Annotated in this window: 16 protein-coding genes and 2 pseudogenes; 12 read left to right on the top strand and 6 right to left on the bottom strand. The window is 71.2% G+C overall.

From position 1 onward, the window contains the following. Positions 1 to 82 precede the first annotated feature (82 nt). Positions 83 to 502, top strand: a complete 420-nt coding sequence (locus QFZ75_RS05145; RefSeq protein ID WP_307534197.1) for a MarR family winged helix-turn-helix transcriptional regulator — start codon at positions 83 to 85, stop codon at positions 500 to 502. A 630-nt stretch (positions 503 to 1,132) separates the two neighbouring features. On the opposite strand, the gene QFZ75_RS05140 is transcribed toward QFZ75_RS05145, so the two are convergent. Further along, positions 1,133 to 1,552 carry a helix-turn-helix domain-containing protein gene (locus tag QFZ75_RS05140; protein ID WP_307534195.1) on the bottom strand — a complete coding sequence of 140 codons (420 nt, stop codon included), beginning with the start codon at positions 1,550 to 1,552 and terminating at the stop codon, positions 1,133 to 1,135. Between the two features lie 87 nt (positions 1,553 to 1,639). Between QFZ75_RS05140 and QFZ75_RS05135 the strand changes: the two genes are divergently transcribed. Continuing rightward, entirely contained in the window at positions 1,640 to 2,464 is an 825-nt protein-coding gene (locus QFZ75_RS05135) for an NAD(P)H-binding protein (RefSeq protein ID WP_307534193.1), read from the top strand. Positions 2,465 to 2,647: 183 nt separating this feature from the next. Here the strand turns inward: QFZ75_RS05135 and QFZ75_RS05130 are convergent, their stop codons facing one another. Together QFZ75_RS05130 and QFZ75_RS05125 are read right to left on the bottom strand one after the other, a co-directional pair. Further along, positions 2,648 to 3,073 carry a hypothetical protein gene (locus tag QFZ75_RS05130; protein ID WP_307534192.1) on the bottom strand — a complete coding sequence of 142 codons (426 nt, stop codon included), beginning with the start codon at positions 3,071 to 3,073 and terminating at the stop codon, positions 2,648 to 2,650. Positions 3,074 to 3,268: 195 nt separating this feature from the next. Further along, on the bottom strand, positions 3,269 to 3,580 hold the full coding sequence (locus tag QFZ75_RS05125) for a hypothetical protein (RefSeq protein ID WP_307534191.1): 312 nt from the start codon (positions 3,578 to 3,580) through the stop codon (positions 3,269 to 3,271). A gap of 236 nt (positions 3,581 to 3,816) precedes the next feature. Between QFZ75_RS05125 and QFZ75_RS05120 the strand changes: the two genes are divergently transcribed. The 5 genes and pseudogenes from QFZ75_RS05120 (at position 3,817) to QFZ75_RS05100 (ending at position 7,031) form a co-directional block, all read left to right on the top strand. Next, on the top strand, positions 3,817 to 4,653 hold the full coding sequence (locus QFZ75_RS05120; protein WP_307534189.1) for an alpha/beta fold hydrolase: 837 nt from the start codon (positions 3,817 to 3,819) through the stop codon (positions 4,651 to 4,653). Beyond that, positions 4,646 to 5,230: a TetR/AcrR family transcriptional regulator gene (locus QFZ75_RS05115; RefSeq protein ID WP_307534187.1), complete on the top strand. Its 585-nt coding sequence runs from the start codon at positions 4,646 to 4,648 to the stop codon at positions 5,228 to 5,230. Before QFZ75_RS05120 ends, QFZ75_RS05115 begins: the two co-directional genes overlap by 8 nt. A 1-nt stretch (position 5,231) precedes the next feature. Next, positions 5,232 to 5,687: a hypothetical protein gene (locus QFZ75_RS05110; protein ID WP_307534186.1), complete on the top strand. Its 456-nt coding sequence runs from the start codon at positions 5,232 to 5,234 to the stop codon at positions 5,685 to 5,687. 100 nt (positions 5,688 to 5,787) lie between these two features. Then, positions 5,788 to 6,054: pseudogene (locus QFZ75_RS05105) on the top strand (IS5/IS1182 family transposase); the annotation flags it as partial. Positions 6,055 to 6,632: 578 nt separating this feature from the next. Then, positions 6,633 to 7,031 carry a hypothetical protein gene (locus QFZ75_RS05100; RefSeq protein ID WP_307534184.1) on the top strand — a complete coding sequence of 133 codons (399 nt, stop codon included), beginning with the start codon at positions 6,633 to 6,635 and terminating at the stop codon, positions 7,029 to 7,031. 124 nt (positions 7,032 to 7,155) lie between these two features. Here QFZ75_RS05100 and QFZ75_RS05095 read toward each other — a convergent pair. Further along, positions 7,156 to 7,291, bottom strand: a pseudogene (locus QFZ75_RS05095) (IS5/IS1182 family transposase); the annotation flags it as partial. A gap of 558 nt (positions 7,292 to 7,849) precedes the next feature. Between QFZ75_RS05095 and panD the strand changes: the two are divergent. Together panD and QFZ75_RS05085 are read left to right on the top strand one after the other, a co-directional pair. Then, positions 7,850 to 8,275: an aspartate 1-decarboxylase gene (gene panD, locus QFZ75_RS05090; protein WP_307534183.1), complete on the top strand. Its 426-nt coding sequence runs from the start codon at positions 7,850 to 7,852 to the stop codon at positions 8,273 to 8,275. Positions 8,276 to 8,306: 31 nt separating this feature from the next. Next, complete coding sequence (locus QFZ75_RS05085; RefSeq protein WP_307534182.1) at positions 8,307 to 8,651, top strand: GNAT family N-acetyltransferase; 345 nt, start codon at positions 8,307 to 8,309, stop codon at positions 8,649 to 8,651. Positions 8,652 to 9,128: 477 nt separating this feature from the next. Here the strand turns inward: QFZ75_RS05085 and gndA are convergent, their stop codons facing one another. Then, positions 9,129 to 10,568 (bottom strand): NADP-dependent phosphogluconate dehydrogenase, encoded by a 1,440-nt coding sequence (gene gndA / locus QFZ75_RS05080; RefSeq protein ID WP_307534181.1) that lies wholly within the window; start codon positions 10,566 to 10,568, stop codon positions 9,129 to 9,131. Positions 10,569 to 10,884: 316 nt separating this feature from the next. Between gndA and QFZ75_RS05075 the strand changes: the two genes are divergently transcribed. Further along, positions 10,885 to 12,090 carry a transglycosylase family protein gene (locus tag QFZ75_RS05075; RefSeq protein ID WP_307534180.1) on the top strand — a complete coding sequence of 402 codons (1,206 nt, stop codon included), beginning with the start codon at positions 10,885 to 10,887 and terminating at the stop codon, positions 12,088 to 12,090. Positions 12,091 to 12,146: 56 nt separating this feature from the next. Here QFZ75_RS05075 and QFZ75_RS05070 read toward each other — a convergent pair whose 3' ends face one another. Then, positions 12,147 to 13,559 (bottom strand): DMT family transporter, encoded by a 1,413-nt coding sequence (locus QFZ75_RS05070; protein WP_307534179.1) that lies wholly within the window; start codon positions 13,557 to 13,559, stop codon positions 12,147 to 12,149. A gap of 239 nt (positions 13,560 to 13,798) precedes the next feature. Here QFZ75_RS05070 and QFZ75_RS05065 point away from each other — a divergent pair, with 239 nt between their 5' ends. Further along, complete coding sequence (locus tag QFZ75_RS05065; protein ID WP_307534177.1) at positions 13,799 to 14,569, top strand: (2Fe-2S)-binding protein; 771 nt, start codon at positions 13,799 to 13,801, stop codon at positions 14,567 to 14,569. A 38-nt stretch (positions 14,570 to 14,607) separates the two neighbouring features. Beyond that, a complete protein-coding gene (glgA, locus tag QFZ75_RS05060; protein ID WP_307534176.1) occupies positions 14,608 to 15,759 on the top strand; it encodes a glycogen synthase in 1,152 nt (383 codons plus the stop codon). Positions 15,760 to 15,761: the final 2 nt, after the last annotated feature.

Here is a 15,761-nt window from a genome sequence, read left to right as displayed (position 1 = left end):
CGGTTGGTCAGCTTCCTTATATAAGGAAGCTTAGATCAAGTCTCGTATCTAAGCAACCTTGGATTGGACGTAGACTTGGGCCATGCGCAAACCCTCCGAAGTCGGCCTGGCCGTCAAGCGTCTCCAGCACCGCCACCACCGCGCCGCCAGCCAGGCGCTGGCTCCGCTCGGCCTGTCGCTGGTCCAGTGGGACACCCTGCGGCACCTGCACGCCAAGCCCGACGCCTCGCTGCACGACCTGGCCGTGCTGACCTTCCAGACCGATCAGTCCTTCGGATCGCTGGCCACCCGCATGGCCGACCGCGGCCTGATCGAACGGGTACCGGGCCCCGGGCGTGCCGTCCGCCACCGGCTCACCGAGGAAGGCGCACGGCTGCTGGCCGAGGGCCGGACCGCGCTCGACGCCCTCACCGCGACCTCGTTCAGTGCCCTCACCCCCGACCAGCTCGACCAGCTCGGCACCCTCCTCGACATCGCCCTCGGCCTCAACCCCACCGACTGACTCCCACCACCCCGCGTTCCGTCACCTGGTGACCGGGCCCCACCCGGTGACCGGGCCGCTCACTCCCCGACCTGCCGCCCGCTCCCGGACGTCGGCCAAGTCCCCGGCCGGCCATCCTGCAGGTACGAGGGCGTCCTTTCGCCCGAGCGCGGGTGATCGGTGTTTCGAGCGGGATCCAAGGATGCGGCGCTTCCGTGATTGAGCCGGGCCGTGCATGCGCGGCTGACTGCGGGGCCCGGCCGCCCGGGACCGTCGGCGGCGCGGCGGCCGTGGCGTGGACCTGACCGAGGAGTTCGGCGACCACACCGCCCGGACCCGGATCCACAAACACCTCGGCAGAATCTCCGCGGACCGCGGTGATCACCGAGAGACCCTCGGCCACGCCCACCACGCCGCGGCGGACCCGGACGCCGCCCGCGCCGCCTGGACCAGGGCCCGGGTCCGGGCCCTGACCATCGCCGACGAGATCGGTCTCCCGGGCGGCGCCCCGCCGCGCACCGGGATCCTCCGCCACCCCGACCGGCCGCAGGGCGGGACCCCCACATCGCGGGACGACGCCCTCGCGTCGGCACCTGGAGGTGCGCCCCGCCGCCCCGCCGCCCCGCCGCGTCCCGGTGACGGCGCCCCGCGTCAGCGGATGTCGTGGTCGGGGTGGATCCGGTCGTACGACTGCCGTGCTTCGGCGATGTCGGCACGGTGCGCGAGGGACCAGTCGGCGAGCGCCTTGACCAGGTGCGTCAGGTCGGCTCCTGTCCCGGTCAGGCGGTAGTCGACCTGGGCCGGGACCGTCGGATAGACGGTGCGCAGCACGAGGCCGTCCCGTTCGAGCCTGCGGACGGTGAGGGTGAGCATGCGCTGGGAGATGCCCTCGACGGCGCGCTGCAGCTCCCGGAAGCGCCGTGGCCCGCCCGCGAGTTCGACGATCACCAGCACCGACCACTTGTCGCCGATGCGGTCCAGCACGTCACGTATGCCGCAGTCGGGGTGCTCTTCGAGGCCACAGGGGTCGAGAGCGGCGGGGGTGGTTACCGCGGTGTGCGTGAGTGACATCGAACTGCCTTCTTGTGGCCGGTGGGCGTGCGATCAAGGATCAAGCGTAGTGACCGACGAGAACCACGACGGAGGACTGTGATGGGCATGATCTTGGTGACGGGAACCAACGGGAACCTCGGCTCGGCCACCCTGGCGGCGCTGCGTGCCGGTGGCGTCGCCGCGACGGGCGGCAGCCGCACGCCGGGGCCGGGGACGAGACACCTCGACTTCGACGACCGCACGAGCCTCGACCTCGCCGGGGTGTCGACCCTGGTGCTGATCTCCGCCGGGTACGCGGAGGACGATCAGGTCGTCGGACGGCACGCGGCGGTCCTGGACGCCGCCGTGCGCGACGGTGTCGACCACGTCGTCTACACGAGCCTGACCACGGCCGGTGACCATCTCGGGTTCGCGCTGGCGCATCGGGCCACCGAGCGCCTGATCCGGGCGAGCGGACTTCACTGGACGATCCTGCGCAACGGCTTGTACGCCGAACTCTTCGGCGGCCTGCTGACATGGGCCGGCGAGGGGGTGGAGTCCGCCTTCGGGGACGGCGCCCTGGCGGCGGTCGCGCGGGAGGACCTCGCCGACGCCGCGGCTGCCGTCGCGGCGAACCCGGCCCGACACCGCGGCCGGGTCCATGAGTTGGTCGGCACGCCGATCACGGCGGGTCAGCTGGCTGACAGGCTGGGGGTTGCGCACCGCACCATCGGCCTGGGGGAGTACCGGCGCAGGCTCCTGGACGAGAGCCCGGGGCTGCTGCCGTTCCAGCCGCCCATGCTCGTGTCGATCGCCTCGGCCGTCCGGCACGGCTTCCTGGACGGCACCGCTCCCGATCTCGCCGATCTCCTCGGCCGCCCGGTCCGCGACCCACTGGCTTCGGCCGCCACGGCCGCGGCCGCCGCACGGCCGGAAGCAAGCCTCTGGTGACGCTCCCCGTGCCCGAACCCCCTGGGGGCGGCTGCGGTCACCGATGCGCGTGGCCGACGCGGCCTGGCTGGGTTCGACCCCGTGCGCGGGAACGGCACGGTCGCTGACCGCCCCGGCCGTTGCGAGCGGCGACCACGCCGGAAAGGCGATAGCCACCGCCAACGTCCCGGACCTCCCTCCCGCTCATCCGCTCATCCGCTCGTGGCGCTGCGGCAGCGGATCACGGCTCTGCGCGAGTGACGCGGCGCCGCCGAACCGGCCGTCCCCGCCCTGGAGCGGTACCCGCACACCGCGGAGCACACCCCGGCCGGCGTCCGGCGGGCCCACCGCCCGGGCACCGACGCCCGTCTGCACCCCATCTGGCACGGCACGCCCGGCATCGTCCTGGCGCTCGCCCGGGTGCGCCGGGCCACCGGCCGTGCCGACTTGATCGAGCCGGCGCCGGTCGGCGTCGCGGACATCATGGCGCGCGACGAAGCAGGACCCGCAGACTTCCTGGTGATGCACCCCACCGCGCAGGCCCTCCCGATGCGATCGGTCCGGTGACAGCCAAACCGCCTGGCTGTTTCTTCCCGAGAGCACCGAAAGACCGTCGTCCGCCATCACCATGGCCCACGGTTTCGGCGGCACCCGCCCTCACGGCATCGAGCGCACAGCCCGCCGCTTCGGCGAGGCCGGCTACGCGGTTCTCCTCCACGGCCATCGCGACTTCGGCGACAGCGGCGGCACACCGCGCCAGGACATCGACCCCTACCAGCAGATCGCGGACCGGCGAGGGGCCACCGACCGCCGTATCAAAGCCGTTTACGCCCAGGCCCCGCCGTCAGCGGTTACAAAACCGGACTGCGCCGCGTCCCGCCCCATGAGGTACGCGTCTTGGAAGAGCGCTTCCACCAGGGCGAACGCCATCAACTGGCCGGCAAGCCGCCCGTCCACGCACCCTTCGTCGACACCGACACGAGCCATGTCTGCCCGGCGGTACACCCACAGAAGGGCGCGGTCGACCTCTACCCGCACCGGGCACCGGGCACCGGACGACACGTGGACGAACGAGGTGGCCCTTCGGTCCAACCGCCGCGCCCGCGCCTGCGAATCCGGTCGGTGGATCTCCCGCATCGCCCCCACCCCCCCCGCTGATGCCCGTGGCCGAGGGCGACGACGTGACGACGATGCGGGCCCGGCCGGGCTGCGCGTCGGCTCGTTCCCCTGCCGCTCCACCCTGAACTGAGCTGGACCTTCCCCCTCGCCCTCACCTGACGCCCGGACAGAGTTGACACTCGCGGCTATCACGATTAGCTTCTAGCTAGTCGCATTAGCTTGTAGCTATTGCACTTAACGAGCAGGGAGATGTCATGACTGAGTTTGTCTCCGTCCCGGGCGGCACCATCGCTTATGAGGCCGCTGGGGAGGGCCCGCTGGTCGTCCTGGCCCACGGCATAGGGGACAGTCGTGCGGCGTACAGGTTCGTCGTGCCGCGTCTGGTGGCGGCGGGGTATCGAGTGGCCGCGGTCGACCTGCGGGGCTGTGGCGAGTCGAGCGCGCAATGGCCTTCCTACTCGCGCACCGACATCGCGGGCGATCTGCTCGCGGTGATCCGCCACATCGACGGCGGCCCGGCCGTCCTGGTCGGCCACTCGATCTCCGGCGGCGCCGCCACCATCGCGGCGGCCCAGGATTCCGCGCTGGTCAGGGGCATCATCGAGCTGGGCCCCTTCACTCGCGCGCAGTCGATCAAGCTCGGCGACTTCCGCTCGAAGAATTACCGCAAGGGTGCCTTCCGGCTGCTCGGCGCCGCCCTGTTCGGCAGCGTGGGACTGTGGTCCCGCTATCTCGACCACGCCTACCCGGGCCGCAAGCCGGCCGACTGGGCCGACCGGCTGGCCGGCATCCGGGCGATGCTGGGCGAGCCGGGCCGGATGGGGGCGTTGAAGAAGATGGGGCAGTCGGCGCCGACCGACGCCGGCGCCCAGTTGGGCAACGTAGGGTGCCCTGCCCTGATCGTGATGGGTTCGCTGGACCCCGACTGGGTCGATCCGCGCGCCGAGGGCGAGGCGATCGTGGCCGCGATGCCGGCCGGTGTCGGAGAGCTCGTGATGGTCGAGGGGGCCGGCCACTACCCGCACGACCAGTACCCCGAGGAGACGGTGTCCCTGGTGCTGGCCTTCCTGGAAGCACACGCCCGTGCCTAGGGCAGGTCTTGATACAAAAGCCGTCGTCGCGGCGGGAGCGGAGCTCGCCGACGAGGTCGGTCTGGCGGGCCTGACCATGGGTCTGCTGGCCAACAGACTCGGCGTACGGCCGCCGTCCCTGTACAAGCACGTCGCCTCCCTGCACGAACTGCGGCACGGCATCTCCGTCCAGGCCAAGCGCGAATTCGCCCATCAGCTGGCCCGGGAGTCCGTCGGCCGCTCCGGTCCGGACGCGGTCCGGGCGTTCGCCGACAGTTATCGCCACTGGGCCCTGAAGCATCCCGGCCGCTATGCCGCCACCGTCCCCGCTCCGGCGGCCGGTGACGAGGAGGACCGCCGCGTCAGCGAAGAGGCGTTGCAGATTCTGCTCGACGTCCTCGCCGGTTTCGGCCTGCCCGAGGCGCGCGTGGTCGACTCCGCGCGGGCCATGCGATCAGCGCTTCACGGGTTCGTCACCCTCGAGGGCACCGACGGCTTCCAGATGCCCCGTGACGTCACGCGCAGTTTCCACTTCCTCGTCGACACCCTGATCGCCGGCCTTGAGGCCGACCCTCCTGACCGCGCCTCCGAAGGATGACATGGCCGCCACCGATCCCTCCCCGTCCACCCCACAGGCATCAAGCACCGTGAGGACCAAGACGCAACGGCCGCCGGGGCACGACTACCTCCGAGGCGGCGTGCGCGTGGCCGCCGAGGTGACCGCTTGGGTGTGCACCCCCTGGGCCCTGTGGTCGTACTCCATCCCGCTGGCGATCGGCGCCGTCGTGCTGCTGATCGGGCTGCCCGCCGTCTTCAGCACCCCGGGCGACCGGCCCGGCGCAGAACCACCCGTCGCGGTGCCGGGCATCGTCACCATCCTGCTGGTCGTGCTCCATCTGGTGGCGGCGGCAGCGTCTGCGTGGGCACTGTGGGGGACGTGGATCGCCGCAACGGTGACCGTCCTGTGCCTGGTCGTGCCGTTCACCGAACTACCGCGCTGGCGAGCCCTGCTGAGCGCGACCCACGACCGAGCTGAGCGCCCAGCGCGCCGGTGACCGCGCAGACCTGCGCCCTGCGACGTTGTGGGCCGCTTGGCTACTTCCGGGCGTTCGCCGCGCGCCAAGCGCAGCCGCGACCGGCACGTAGATGATCGCCGCGATCCGCGATCACCTCCGGCGACGCGGAATCCGCGCCGTCATCCCCCAGCCGTCCGGCCAGGTCGGCCACCGGCTGTGGCGAGGCCGCGTCGGAGGTCGACCACCGTCCTCCGACGCCGAGGCGTACACGCAGCGCAACGCTGTCGAACGGTGCGTCAACCGACTCGAGCAAGGGTGCGGCCTGGCCGTACGAGCGGGCAAGCTCGCCGTCGCCTGCCAGACCGCACTCCACCTCGCCGCCGTCCTCATCCGGACAGCCGCTTGACCGCCGGAGCACCTTGCCCGCGAGGACGGCCACATGGACGACAACCATGCCTACGCCTACACCTACGTGGCCGGCACCCTCATCGGTGTCGCCGCGGCGCAGCCACTTCGGCAATGCGACGGATGGACCCCGAAGGCCGCGGCAATCTGCTCCAGCGTGACGCCGGGCTCATGGGCGCGTGCGACCCGCACGGCGTCCTCTTGGAACTCCTTGCTGCCGTCTCACCGTCCCCACGCCGCAGAGGTCCGCACAACGCGCACGGCACGAGTTCCGTAATTGAACCGTGCTTCCGGTCGGGGAGTCGATCAAAATTTTCCCATTTCCCTTTGCGCGTGTGCGTGCTGCGGGGAGAGGGGTAAGCGCGAGATATTCAAGATGGACATCTGTGGAAATATGGGTTAAATGGCCCTGGAGGTCCGGCTCGCGCATATCTGTACGGCGTTACGGTACATATGGAGCCATGAGGCTTCCTGTCGAAAGCCTATCAATCCCAGGTGGCGGTCAAGTTTGGCGTTGGCAGCCTCCGTGTCGGTGTGCTACAAACCTCAGGTCTGGCTGGTGGTCGATAAAGGAGTGATATGAGAAAGAACCGGATGAGCGCTGTGGTCATCGCGGCGGGTTTGATCGTGGGGACAGCCGCTATTGCACAGCCGGCCGTTGCTGCGACGCCGGACTGCTCAGGGTATGAATATGTTGCGACCCTTCATGTGAATGAGGGTAAAACGTCGATACCCTGGCAGTACGTCGTATCCCTGGAACAGGGCACGGTCGAAGTCTGCCTCGACGGCCCGGACGGCAGTGACTACGGCTTGACGCTGCAGCGCTTCGTTCCTGGCGGCACGCAGACCGTGGCCACCGCGGCGGCAGGAACATCTGACAAGACCCTTTCGTACGAAGGGCCGATCAGTGGCTACAGGATCCAGGTCAGCGCCGATATCGCGGGCTCTTACACTGTGGGCGTCAACGTTCCCGGCTGAGCAGCCGAGGTCCTGAAGTCGGAAGTGCCTTTTTCGAGACGGGAGGCCTGCTGTCCTGATTCAGGATGGCAGGCCTCCCGTCCGGGGTTTGTTTCTCGCTTTTCGGTGCAAGAAGTGAGCTCTTTCATCGTTGCCGCTCCAGGGTGAGACGGCTGCCGCGATTGACGTCATTCGATTCGGACTGCATCGTGCCTTGCGGAGGATGCGCCAGCGTTTGAGTGGGCAGGGCCGCGCTCGACCGTCACCCGGGCCCGAGACAGTGAACGACTCTGTCGGGGGTCTTGAGATTCCCGGGACAGCGGAATCGGCGGCTCAGGACACTTCGGACGGGCGCGTAGTCCTGGCCTCCCGAACTGATCGGTGCCCGTTCGTCCCCGGTCCGGTGCCGCAGCCTGCCAGCGGTATCTGGACGAGGGCAACCTCGAGCTCCTCGAGGGCGCGACCTTCGTCTTCCTCTCGGCGGACTCCCGCGGGTGACGCCGAGTCTGCCAGGGCGTAGGGAACAGGCCCGGCAGCGCATCTCGTCACCGGCACCCGAACGCGATGCCTACGGGCGCACCATCCGGACCGCCGGCCTGGACGCTCTCCACGCCGTCCTGGCCGTCACCCGCTTCGAACAAGCCGTCGGCGTCTACGCGGACGTCAACGACGAGGGGTTCACCACCTGTCCGACGCTCGGCTCGACCTTCATAGGTGTGGTCGGCGTGAGTCCTGGAAAACCTGGGGGAAGCTGTCCGAACGTCCGACGCGTTGTAAAGTGGGAAACGCCCTTGACCTGCAATAACGCAGGCAGGGAGCTTAGGTTCAGGAGTCCCTCCATGCTGCGCACCATGTTCAAGTCCAAAATCCACCGCGCCACCGTCACTCAGGCCGACCTGCACTACGTCGGATCCGTGACCATCGACGCCGACCTTCTCGATGCCGCCGACCTGCTGCCCGGCGAGCTGGTCCACATCGTCGACATCACCAACGGCGCCCGCCTCGAGACGTACGTCATCGAGGGGGAGCGCGGGTCCGGCGTCGTCGGTGTCAACGGGGCGGCGGCCCACCTCGTGCACCCCGGGGATCTGGTGATCATCATCAGTTACGCTCAGGTCTCCGACGCCGAGGCCCGTGCGCTGCGGCCGCGGGTCGTGCACGTGGACGGTGACAACCGGATCGTGACGCTCGGTACGGATCCGTCCGAGCCGGTTCCGGGTTCGGACCAGGAGCGCAGCCCGCGGTCCGTTCCGGCTCCGGCCTGATCACCTGCCCGCATCCCCGCGAGGAGAGCTCATGAGTGACATCACGATCCGTGACGACCGGGCGGGCGGCCGCCTGGAGGCGTACGCGGGTGACGAGGTGGCCGGCCGCATCGCGTACTTCGTGCTCGAAAGCCCCGGCCGGGCACTCGTCCCGGTCCACACGGTGGTCGAGCCCGCGCACGAGGGCAAGGGGATCGCGGGCTCGCTCGCCCGCGAGCTGTACGCGATCTCGGAGCGTGAAGGGGTGCCGGTCGCTCCGCTGTGCCCGTACGTCATCTCGTGGGCCGAGCGGCATCCGGACGTGGCGCCGGTGGCGGATCCCGCGCTGCTCGACGCGGCGAAGGCCTGGCTCGCCGCTCACCCCGACCGTTTCTGACCGGCCGGTCGCCGGGGCCGCCCCCCCCGGCGACCAGCCCGGGCAACGCGTGCCGGTCAGGGCTGATCGCACGCTTCCCGGTGTCTTCGACGGGGCCAGCTGGACCCCGTTCGTCCCGCGAGGGGGTGAGTGGAGGCGACGGGTCCGGGTAGGCGGGGGAGAAGTCCAGAGTCGATGATCCCTATGGCTGGAGGACAAGATGACGCATCCGTTCCCCGACCCCGTGCGACCGGACCCCACGCCCGGACCGGGCCCCGACCGCCCGCAGCCGTTCCCGGACCCCGTACCGGCGCCCGACCCGACGCCCGGCCCGTCCCCGAGCCCGGTGCCGCAGCCGCCCCCGAGGCCGGCTCCCGGCCCCGACCCGACCCCGGCCCCGGAACCCCAGCCGGGCCCCTTGGGCTAGGACGGTGGAAGAAGGCGGCGGGCCGGTGAGGACATGTCCTCACCGGCCCGCCGCCTTCTCGGCCTCGGCCCTCAGCCGGAGATCTCGGACCGGTCGCCGCCCCACAGGGTGTGGAACGACCCCTCCCGGTCGGTACGCCGGTACGTGTGCGCCCCGAAGAAGTCCCGCTGCCCCTGCGTGAGCGCCGCGGGCAGCCGCTCCGCACGCAGCGCGTCGTAGTACGCCAGCGCCGCCGCGAACCCGGGCGTCGGCACCCCCTGCCGCACGGCGGACACGAGCACCGCGCGCCAGTCGTCCTGCGCCGCCGCGATCTCCTGGGCGAACGTGTCGTCGGAGAGCAGGCTCGGCAGGTCCGCGCGTGCGTCGTAGGCGGACCGGATCCGGTCGAGGAACGCCGCCCGGATGATGCAGCCCCCGCGCCAGATCGAGGCGACCGCGCCCAGGTCGATGTTCCAGTCGTACTCGGCGCTGCCGGCCGAGACCTCGTGGAAGCCCTGCGTGTACGACACGATCTTCGACGCGTACAGCGCCTGTTCCACCTGGTCGGCGAAGGCCGCCGCCTCGGACTCGCCCAGCTTGCTCGCCGTCGGCCCGGCGAGCCCGCGGGACGCCTCGCGCAGCGCGCTGTGGCCCGACAGGGACCGGGCGAAGACCGCCTCGGCGATGCCCGACACCGGCACGCCCAGGTCCAGCGCGATCTGCACGGTCCAGCGGCCCGTGCCCTTCTGCTCGGCCTGGTCCTGGACCACGTCCACGAACGGCTTGCCCGTCGCCTCGTCCACGTGCGACAGGACCTCGGCGGTGATCTCGATCAGGTACGAGTCGAGCCGCCCGGTGTTCCAGGTGCGGAAGATGTCGGCGATCTGCGCGGGGGAGTAGCCGGCCACGTCACGCAGCAACTGGTACGCCTCGCCGATCAGCTGCATGTCGGCGTACTCGATGCCGTTGTGCACCATCTTGACGAAGTGTCCGGCGCCGTCGGGACCGACGTGCGTGACGCACGGCGCGCCGTCCTCGGCCTTCGCGGAGATCTTCTCCAGCATCGGGCCGAGGGACTCGAAGGACTCGGCCGGACCGCCGGGCATGATGCTCGGGCCGTTGAGCGCGCCCTCCTCACCGCCGGAGATGCCCGCGCCGACGAAGTGGATGCCCTGCTCGCGCAGCTCGCGCTCCCGGCGCCGGGTGTCCGCGAAGTGGGCGTTACCCCCGTCGATGATCATGTCGCCGGGCTCCAGGAGCGGGGCGAACTCCTGGATCACCGCGTCGGTCGGCTCACCGGCCTTCACCATGATCACCAGGCGGCGGGGCCGCTCGAGCGCGGCCACGAACTCCTTGGCCGTCTCCGTCGCGACGAACTCGCCCTCGCTGCCGAACTCCTCCACCAGCGCGTGCGTACGCGCCGCCGTCCGGTTGTGCAGAGCGACCGTGTATCCGTTCCGCGCGAAGTTACGGGCGAGATTGCGCCCCATCACCGCGAGTCCCGTGACGCCGATCTGCGCTGAGTTGCTCATACGGTTTGGCTCCTAAGATCCTGAATCGGTGTGCCGGTCCTGCCCGCCAGTATTGCCCGCCTGCCCATCCTGACGTGCCGGTTCGCCGGCCGCACATCCTGCCTTGCCGGTGATGTGTACGCAGAAGACGCGTCCCTGCCTCAGTGCGCGGGCGAACTCCGCCGTCACACCTGCCCCCGGCATACACGCCGACAGCGGGGAACGAAGGTGCATTCCTGGTCACTTGGCGGGATGAGGCGGCTGATTGCCCTCTTGTCATGGCCTGTTAACAGCGTTTACTTTTGCCGCTCCTGACGCTTGTCGAGGGGGCACCTTCATGGCCGTACGCCGCGGTCGGCACCGCCGGTATCAGCCCAGCAGGATCAATCGCGCGTCGCTCACGGTCACGGTGGGCGGTGCCGGAATGGCGATACCGCTCATCGGCACCGGCGTCGCGAACGCTGCCGACGTGGACACCTGGAACAAGGTCGCCGCCTGTGAGTCCACGAACAACTGGAGCATCAACACCGGCAACGGCTACTACGGAGGGCTCCAGTTCAGCCGGTCCACCTGGGAGGCCTACGGCGGCAGGGCGTACGCGGCCCGCGCCGACCTCGCGACCAAGGACCAGCAGATAGCCGTCGCCGAGAAGGTCCTGGAGGGCCAGGGCCCCGGCGCCTGGCCCCTCTGCTCCCAGCGGGCGGGGCTCACCCGCGGCGGCGACAGCCCCGACATCAGTCCCTCGGGCACCTCCGCCCGGACCACCAGGACGACCGGCGCCGGCAAGCACAAGGCCGACGTACAGCCGCAGACCACACCCCAGTCGCGAGCCGGGACCGCCGAGATGTACACGGTCGTCCACGGCGACACGCTCTCCGGCATCGCGGGGGCCCGTGAAGTGCCGGGCGGCTGGCGGAAGTTGTACGACACCAACCGCAGGACCGTCGGCGCCGACCCCGACCTGATCGTTCCCGGCCAGCGGCTGGACCTGCGCACCACGGCCGCGCCCGGCACCAGTGGCACCTCCACGTCGTCGTCCGGCAAGGCGGCGAAGAAGGAGAAGGCGGCACAGCGGGAGAAGGCGCCGAAGAAGGAGAAGGCCGAGGCGAAGCCGGCGAAGAAGACCCAGGCGGTCTCGCACGGCCTCACCGCACCGGTCGCCGCCGGCACCGGCACGCCGTACCACGCCGCAGGCTCCTCCTGGTCGAAGGGCTACCACACCGGCGTCGACTTCCCGGTGCCGACCGGCACGTCCGTCAAGTCGGTCGCGGCGGGCAGTGTGGTCACCGCGGGCTGGGGCGGTTCCTTCGGCTACGAGGTGGTGATCCGGCACGGCGACGGCCGCTACACCCAGTACGCCCACCTGTCCGCGATCTCCGTGAAGGCCGGGCAGGGCGTGGGGAGCGGGCAGCGCATCGGCCGCTCGGGCTCCACGGGCAACAGTTCGGGCCCGCATCTGCACTTCGAGGTGCGGACGGGGCCCGGGTTCGGCAGCGACGTGGATCCGGTCGCCTATCTGCGCGCGGGCGGCGTCAGGCTCTGACAGGGGCGCGCGCACCTGCCGCCGGTGTCCGGGAGGACGGCGCGGGCGCGCGCCGTTCAGGACTTCACGCAGGACCGCATCATCGGGGCCGGCCACAGGGGCAGGCACGGGATGCCGTAGTGGGCGGCTTCGGGCCATGACGTCTCGTCGTCCGGGGCGTCCGGGCCGTCCGGCGTGCCGCCGGACGGCGGGGGCCCGTTGGAGCCGGGCGGCGGGACGAGCGCCTGCCCCCGCCCGGAGGCGAGCATCCCGGTACTCCCCGTGAACGTTTCTTCCCGCGCGTGTCCGCGCGCGCCGGCCGCGGACGCGAAGAGCGCCTTCTCCCGCACCCCCGCTCCCGCGCTGACCCGCAGTGCCCCGGCGACGGCCTGTTCAGGGAGCACCGCGGCCTTCGCGAAGGAGGCCGACGTGGCTCCGGCGGGCGCGTGCGCCGCCCTGGAGGCCGGCAGGGCGCCCGCCGGGGCCTCGGACGGAACCGGCCGCGTACGCTCCGGCCCGCCGGGCAGGTCCGCGGTGCCGGGCAGGTCCGGCCCGCCGAGCGGATTCATGGTGTCGAGCAGATTTACGATGTCGAGCGGATCCGTGGTGCCGACCGGATCCGTGGTGCCGGGCCGCTCCGGGGCGCCGACCGGCTCCACGTCGCTGCCGAGCCGCTCCGTGGTGAGCAGGATCAGACCGCCCGTCGCGACGACCCCGCACGCCAGGGCGAGCATCGTGCCCGTCTGCCCGTGGCGGAAGGTCTCACCGAACATCGTCAGGCCCACCGCGGCGGCCACGATCGGGTTCACGACGGTCAGCGTGGCCAGCGGGGCCGCGAGACCGGCGCCCCGGTAGGAGGCCTGCGACAGCAGCATCCCGGCGGTCGCCAGGACACCGATCACGGCGAGGCTCGGCAGGTCGGCGAGCGTGACGCCTCCCGTCCAGTCCACCGCGACGGTCTTCGTGAACACCGAGGACATCCCGAAGGCGATACCCGCCGCCACGGCCAGCAGCACGCTGCGCACGGCCGGGTGCCGGTGCACCGCGCGGGCCGCCGTCATCAGCGCCAGCACCGAGCCGCCGGACACCAGACCCACCACGACACGCTGGGTGTTGCCCAGGGACTGCGCGTCGGCCGTGCCGACCAGTGCCAGCAGCCCGGCCAGGCCGACCGTCGCCATGATCGCACCGCGCCAGGCGGTCGCCCCGGCCCTGCGGCGGACGAAGACGGCCGCCATGGGCAGCGCGAACACGATGGTCAGCGCGCCGAGCGGCTGGACGAGACTGAGCGGCCCGTAGGCCAGCGCCACCACGTGCAGCAGACCGCCGAGGGCGTTGAGGCCGACCGCGGCCCACCAGGCGGCCTGGTGCATGGGGGCGTACGTACGGTCGGGCGTGGTCGCCGCGACCCGTTCCTGCACGATGGCCCCGCCGGCGTAGGTGACGGCGGAGACGAGGGAGAGCACCACGGACAGCAGGAGCGCGCTCATGTGTGGCTCCTCTGCGTGGGGTGGACCTGCTCCGGCGGGCGGAGCGTCCGGTGCGGCGAACGGTCGGCTTCCATGGTGATGACGATCCCTTGTGAAAGGTCCCGTGTCGTCGTCCCTGAGCAGTCATTGGGTCATACTGCCGATGGAGTACGTCTTGGGCCCTGTCCTCCCCAAGTCGGGTGACACGAGGTACAACCCGCCCCGCGCCGCCGTTATGCCCGCTTGGTCTACTGGTCCGCGTGAATCCGGATCCGGACCTCGGGCGGCTCGCCTCGCCCGGAGGTTTTCCCGAAGACGCCCTCGGGGGTTTCTTCGCCCTGCGCACGGGACGCCCGCCGCTGCCGACGCTCGCACAGGCCTATGCGGCCGCGCCGGCCTGCGCGGCACGGAGCGTTCCGGACGAGGCCGATCCGCTCGCCTTCCGCGTCCGCAAGGTCGTCGGGTCGCTGGGCGCGCCGGAGGTGCGCGTCGGGGTCTCGGTCGCCCAGCAGGGGCTCGCCGCCCGGCTGTGGTCGGTCGCGCTGGGCGCGGCCGTGCTCCACGGGCGGGTGCCGGACCTCGACCCCCGGCTGCTGCGCTGGGACGCGGACGGCGGCGCTCCCGACGACCTGTGGCTGTCCGAGGTGCGCGCACTGCCCGGTGACGCCGCGACGGTCCGCCGGCTCGTGCACCAGGGCCACCTGGAGCCCCTCGCGGCGGCGCTGCGGGCCCGGCACCCGGTGGCCGCGGGACTGCTGTGGGGCAACGCGGCCTCCGCGCTCGCCGGCGCCGCGCGACAGCTCGACCGCTGGGCCGTCGGCCACGGCCGGACCGACCTGGCCGAGCGTGCCCGCGACCTGACCGCCGAGCTCCTCGACCACCCCGACCTGCGGAACACCGGCACCCTGGACGGAACAACCTTCCGCCGGCGCAGTTGTTGTCTCTATTACCGGGTACCCGGTGGTGGAGTGTGCGGCGACTGCTGCTTCGAGCGGGCTCCACGGTCTTCCCCCACCGCCGCATCTGGGTGACCATGTGGGAATCGACCGCTGAGATCTGGGGGTTTTGGGTGCGAGTGGGACTGCTGACCCGGGAGTATCCGCCGGACGTCTACGGCGGTGCGGGGGTCCATGTCGAGTTCCTCGCCCGCGAGCTGAGGCCCCTCACCGACCTGGACGTGCACTGCTGGGGCGAGGGCGCCGCGGAGGGGGCCGTCCGGCACCGGCCCTGGGCCGGGCTCGACGGCGCCAACGACGCGTTGCGCACCTTCTCCGTGGACCTCTCCATGGCCGCCGCCCTGGAGGGCCGCGAGCTGGTCCACTCGCACACCTGGTACGCCAACCTCGCCGGCCACTTCGCGAAGCTCCTGCACGGCGTCCCGCACGTCATGACCGCGCACTCCCTGGAGCCGCTGCGCCCCTGGAAGGCCGAGCAGCTGGGCGGCGGCTACGCCCTCTCCAGCTGGGCCGAGCGCACCGCCATCGAGGCCGCCGACGGCGTGATCGCCGTCTCCGGGGCCATGCGCGAGGACATCCTCGGCTGCTACCCCGCCCTGGACCCGGCGAAGGTCCACATCGTGCACAACGGCATCGACACGGTCCTCTACCGGCCCGACCAGGGCACGGACGTCCTGGAGCGGATCGGCCTCGACACCTCCCGGCCGTACGTCCTGTTCGTGGGCCGCATCACCCGCCAGAAGGGCGTACCGCAGCTGATGCGCGCCGTGCGCGACATCGACCCGGCCGCCCAGGTCGTGCTGTGCGCGGGCGCGCCCGACACCCCCGAGATCGACCAGGAGTTCCGCGTCCTGTTCGAGGAGCTGAGCCGGGCCCGTGAGGGAGTGCACTGGATTCCGCAGATGCTGCCCCGCCCGGAGGTCATCCAGCTCCTCACCCACGCGGCCGTCTTCGTCTGCCCCTCGGTCTACGAGCCCCTCGGCATCGTCAACCTGGAGGCGATGGCCTGCGGGACCCCGGTGGTCGCCTCGCGGGTCGGCGGAATCCCCGAGGTCGTTGAGGACGGCGAAACCGGGGTACTGGTGACCATGGACGAGGACTTCGAGACAGGACTCGCGCAGGCGCTGGACTCGGTCCTCGGTGATGCCGGGGCCGCCCGGCGGATGGGCGAGGCCGGACGGCGGCGCGCGGTGGGGGAGTTCGGCTGGGACGCCGTCGCCCGGCGCACGGTCCGGCTCTACGAGGAGATCCTCAAACAGGCGTAGTC

Source organism: Streptomyces sp. V3I8, from assembly GCF_030817535.1.
Classification (GTDB): Bacteria; Actinomycetota; Actinomycetes; order Streptomycetales; family Streptomycetaceae; genus Streptomyces.
The sequence above is the reverse complement of the archived record's forward strand: the minus strand, read 5'-3'. Positions and strand labels throughout refer to the sequence as shown.

Bases quoted from the DNA above. Each gene is read 5' to 3' on its own strand.
- QFZ75_RS05145 (WP_307534197.1), top strand. From the start codon at position 83: ATGCGCAAACCCTCCGAAGTCGGCCTGGCCGTCAAGCGTCTCCAGCAC.
- QFZ75_RS05140 (WP_307534195.1), bottom strand. From the start codon at position 1,552: ATGTCACTCACGCACACCGCGGTAACCACCCCCGCCGCTCTCGACCCC.
- QFZ75_RS05135 (WP_307534193.1), top strand. From the start codon at position 1,640: ATGATCTTGGTGACGGGAACCAACGGGAACCTCGGCTCGGCCACCCTG.
- QFZ75_RS05130 (WP_307534192.1), bottom strand. From the start codon at position 3,073: ATGGTGATGGCGGACGACGGTCTTTCGGTGCTCTCGGGAAGAAACAGC.
- QFZ75_RS05125 (WP_307534191.1), bottom strand. From the start codon at position 3,580: ATGCGGGAGATCCACCGACCGGATTCGCAGGCGCGGGCGCGGCGGTTG.
- QFZ75_RS05120 (WP_307534189.1), top strand. From the start codon at position 3,817: ATGACTGAGTTTGTCTCCGTCCCGGGCGGCACCATCGCTTATGAGGCC.
- QFZ75_RS05110 (WP_307534186.1), top strand. From the start codon at position 5,232: ATGGCCGCCACCGATCCCTCCCCGTCCACCCCACAGGCATCAAGCACC.
- QFZ75_RS05100 (WP_307534184.1), top strand. From the start codon at position 6,633: ATGAGAAAGAACCGGATGAGCGCTGTGGTCATCGCGGCGGGTTTGATC.
- panD (WP_307534183.1), top strand. From the start codon at position 7,850: ATGCTGCGCACCATGTTCAAGTCCAAAATCCACCGCGCCACCGTCACT.
- QFZ75_RS05085 (WP_307534182.1), top strand. From the start codon at position 8,307: ATGAGTGACATCACGATCCGTGACGACCGGGCGGGCGGCCGCCTGGAG.
- gndA (WP_307534181.1), bottom strand. From the start codon at position 10,568: ATGAGCAACTCAGCGCAGATCGGCGTCACGGGACTCGCGGTGATGGGG.
- QFZ75_RS05075 (WP_307534180.1), top strand. From the start codon at position 10,885: ATGGCCGTACGCCGCGGTCGGCACCGCCGGTATCAGCCCAGCAGGATC.
- QFZ75_RS05070 (WP_307534179.1), bottom strand. From the start codon at position 13,559: ATGAGCGCGCTCCTGCTGTCCGTGGTGCTCTCCCTCGTCTCCGCCGTC.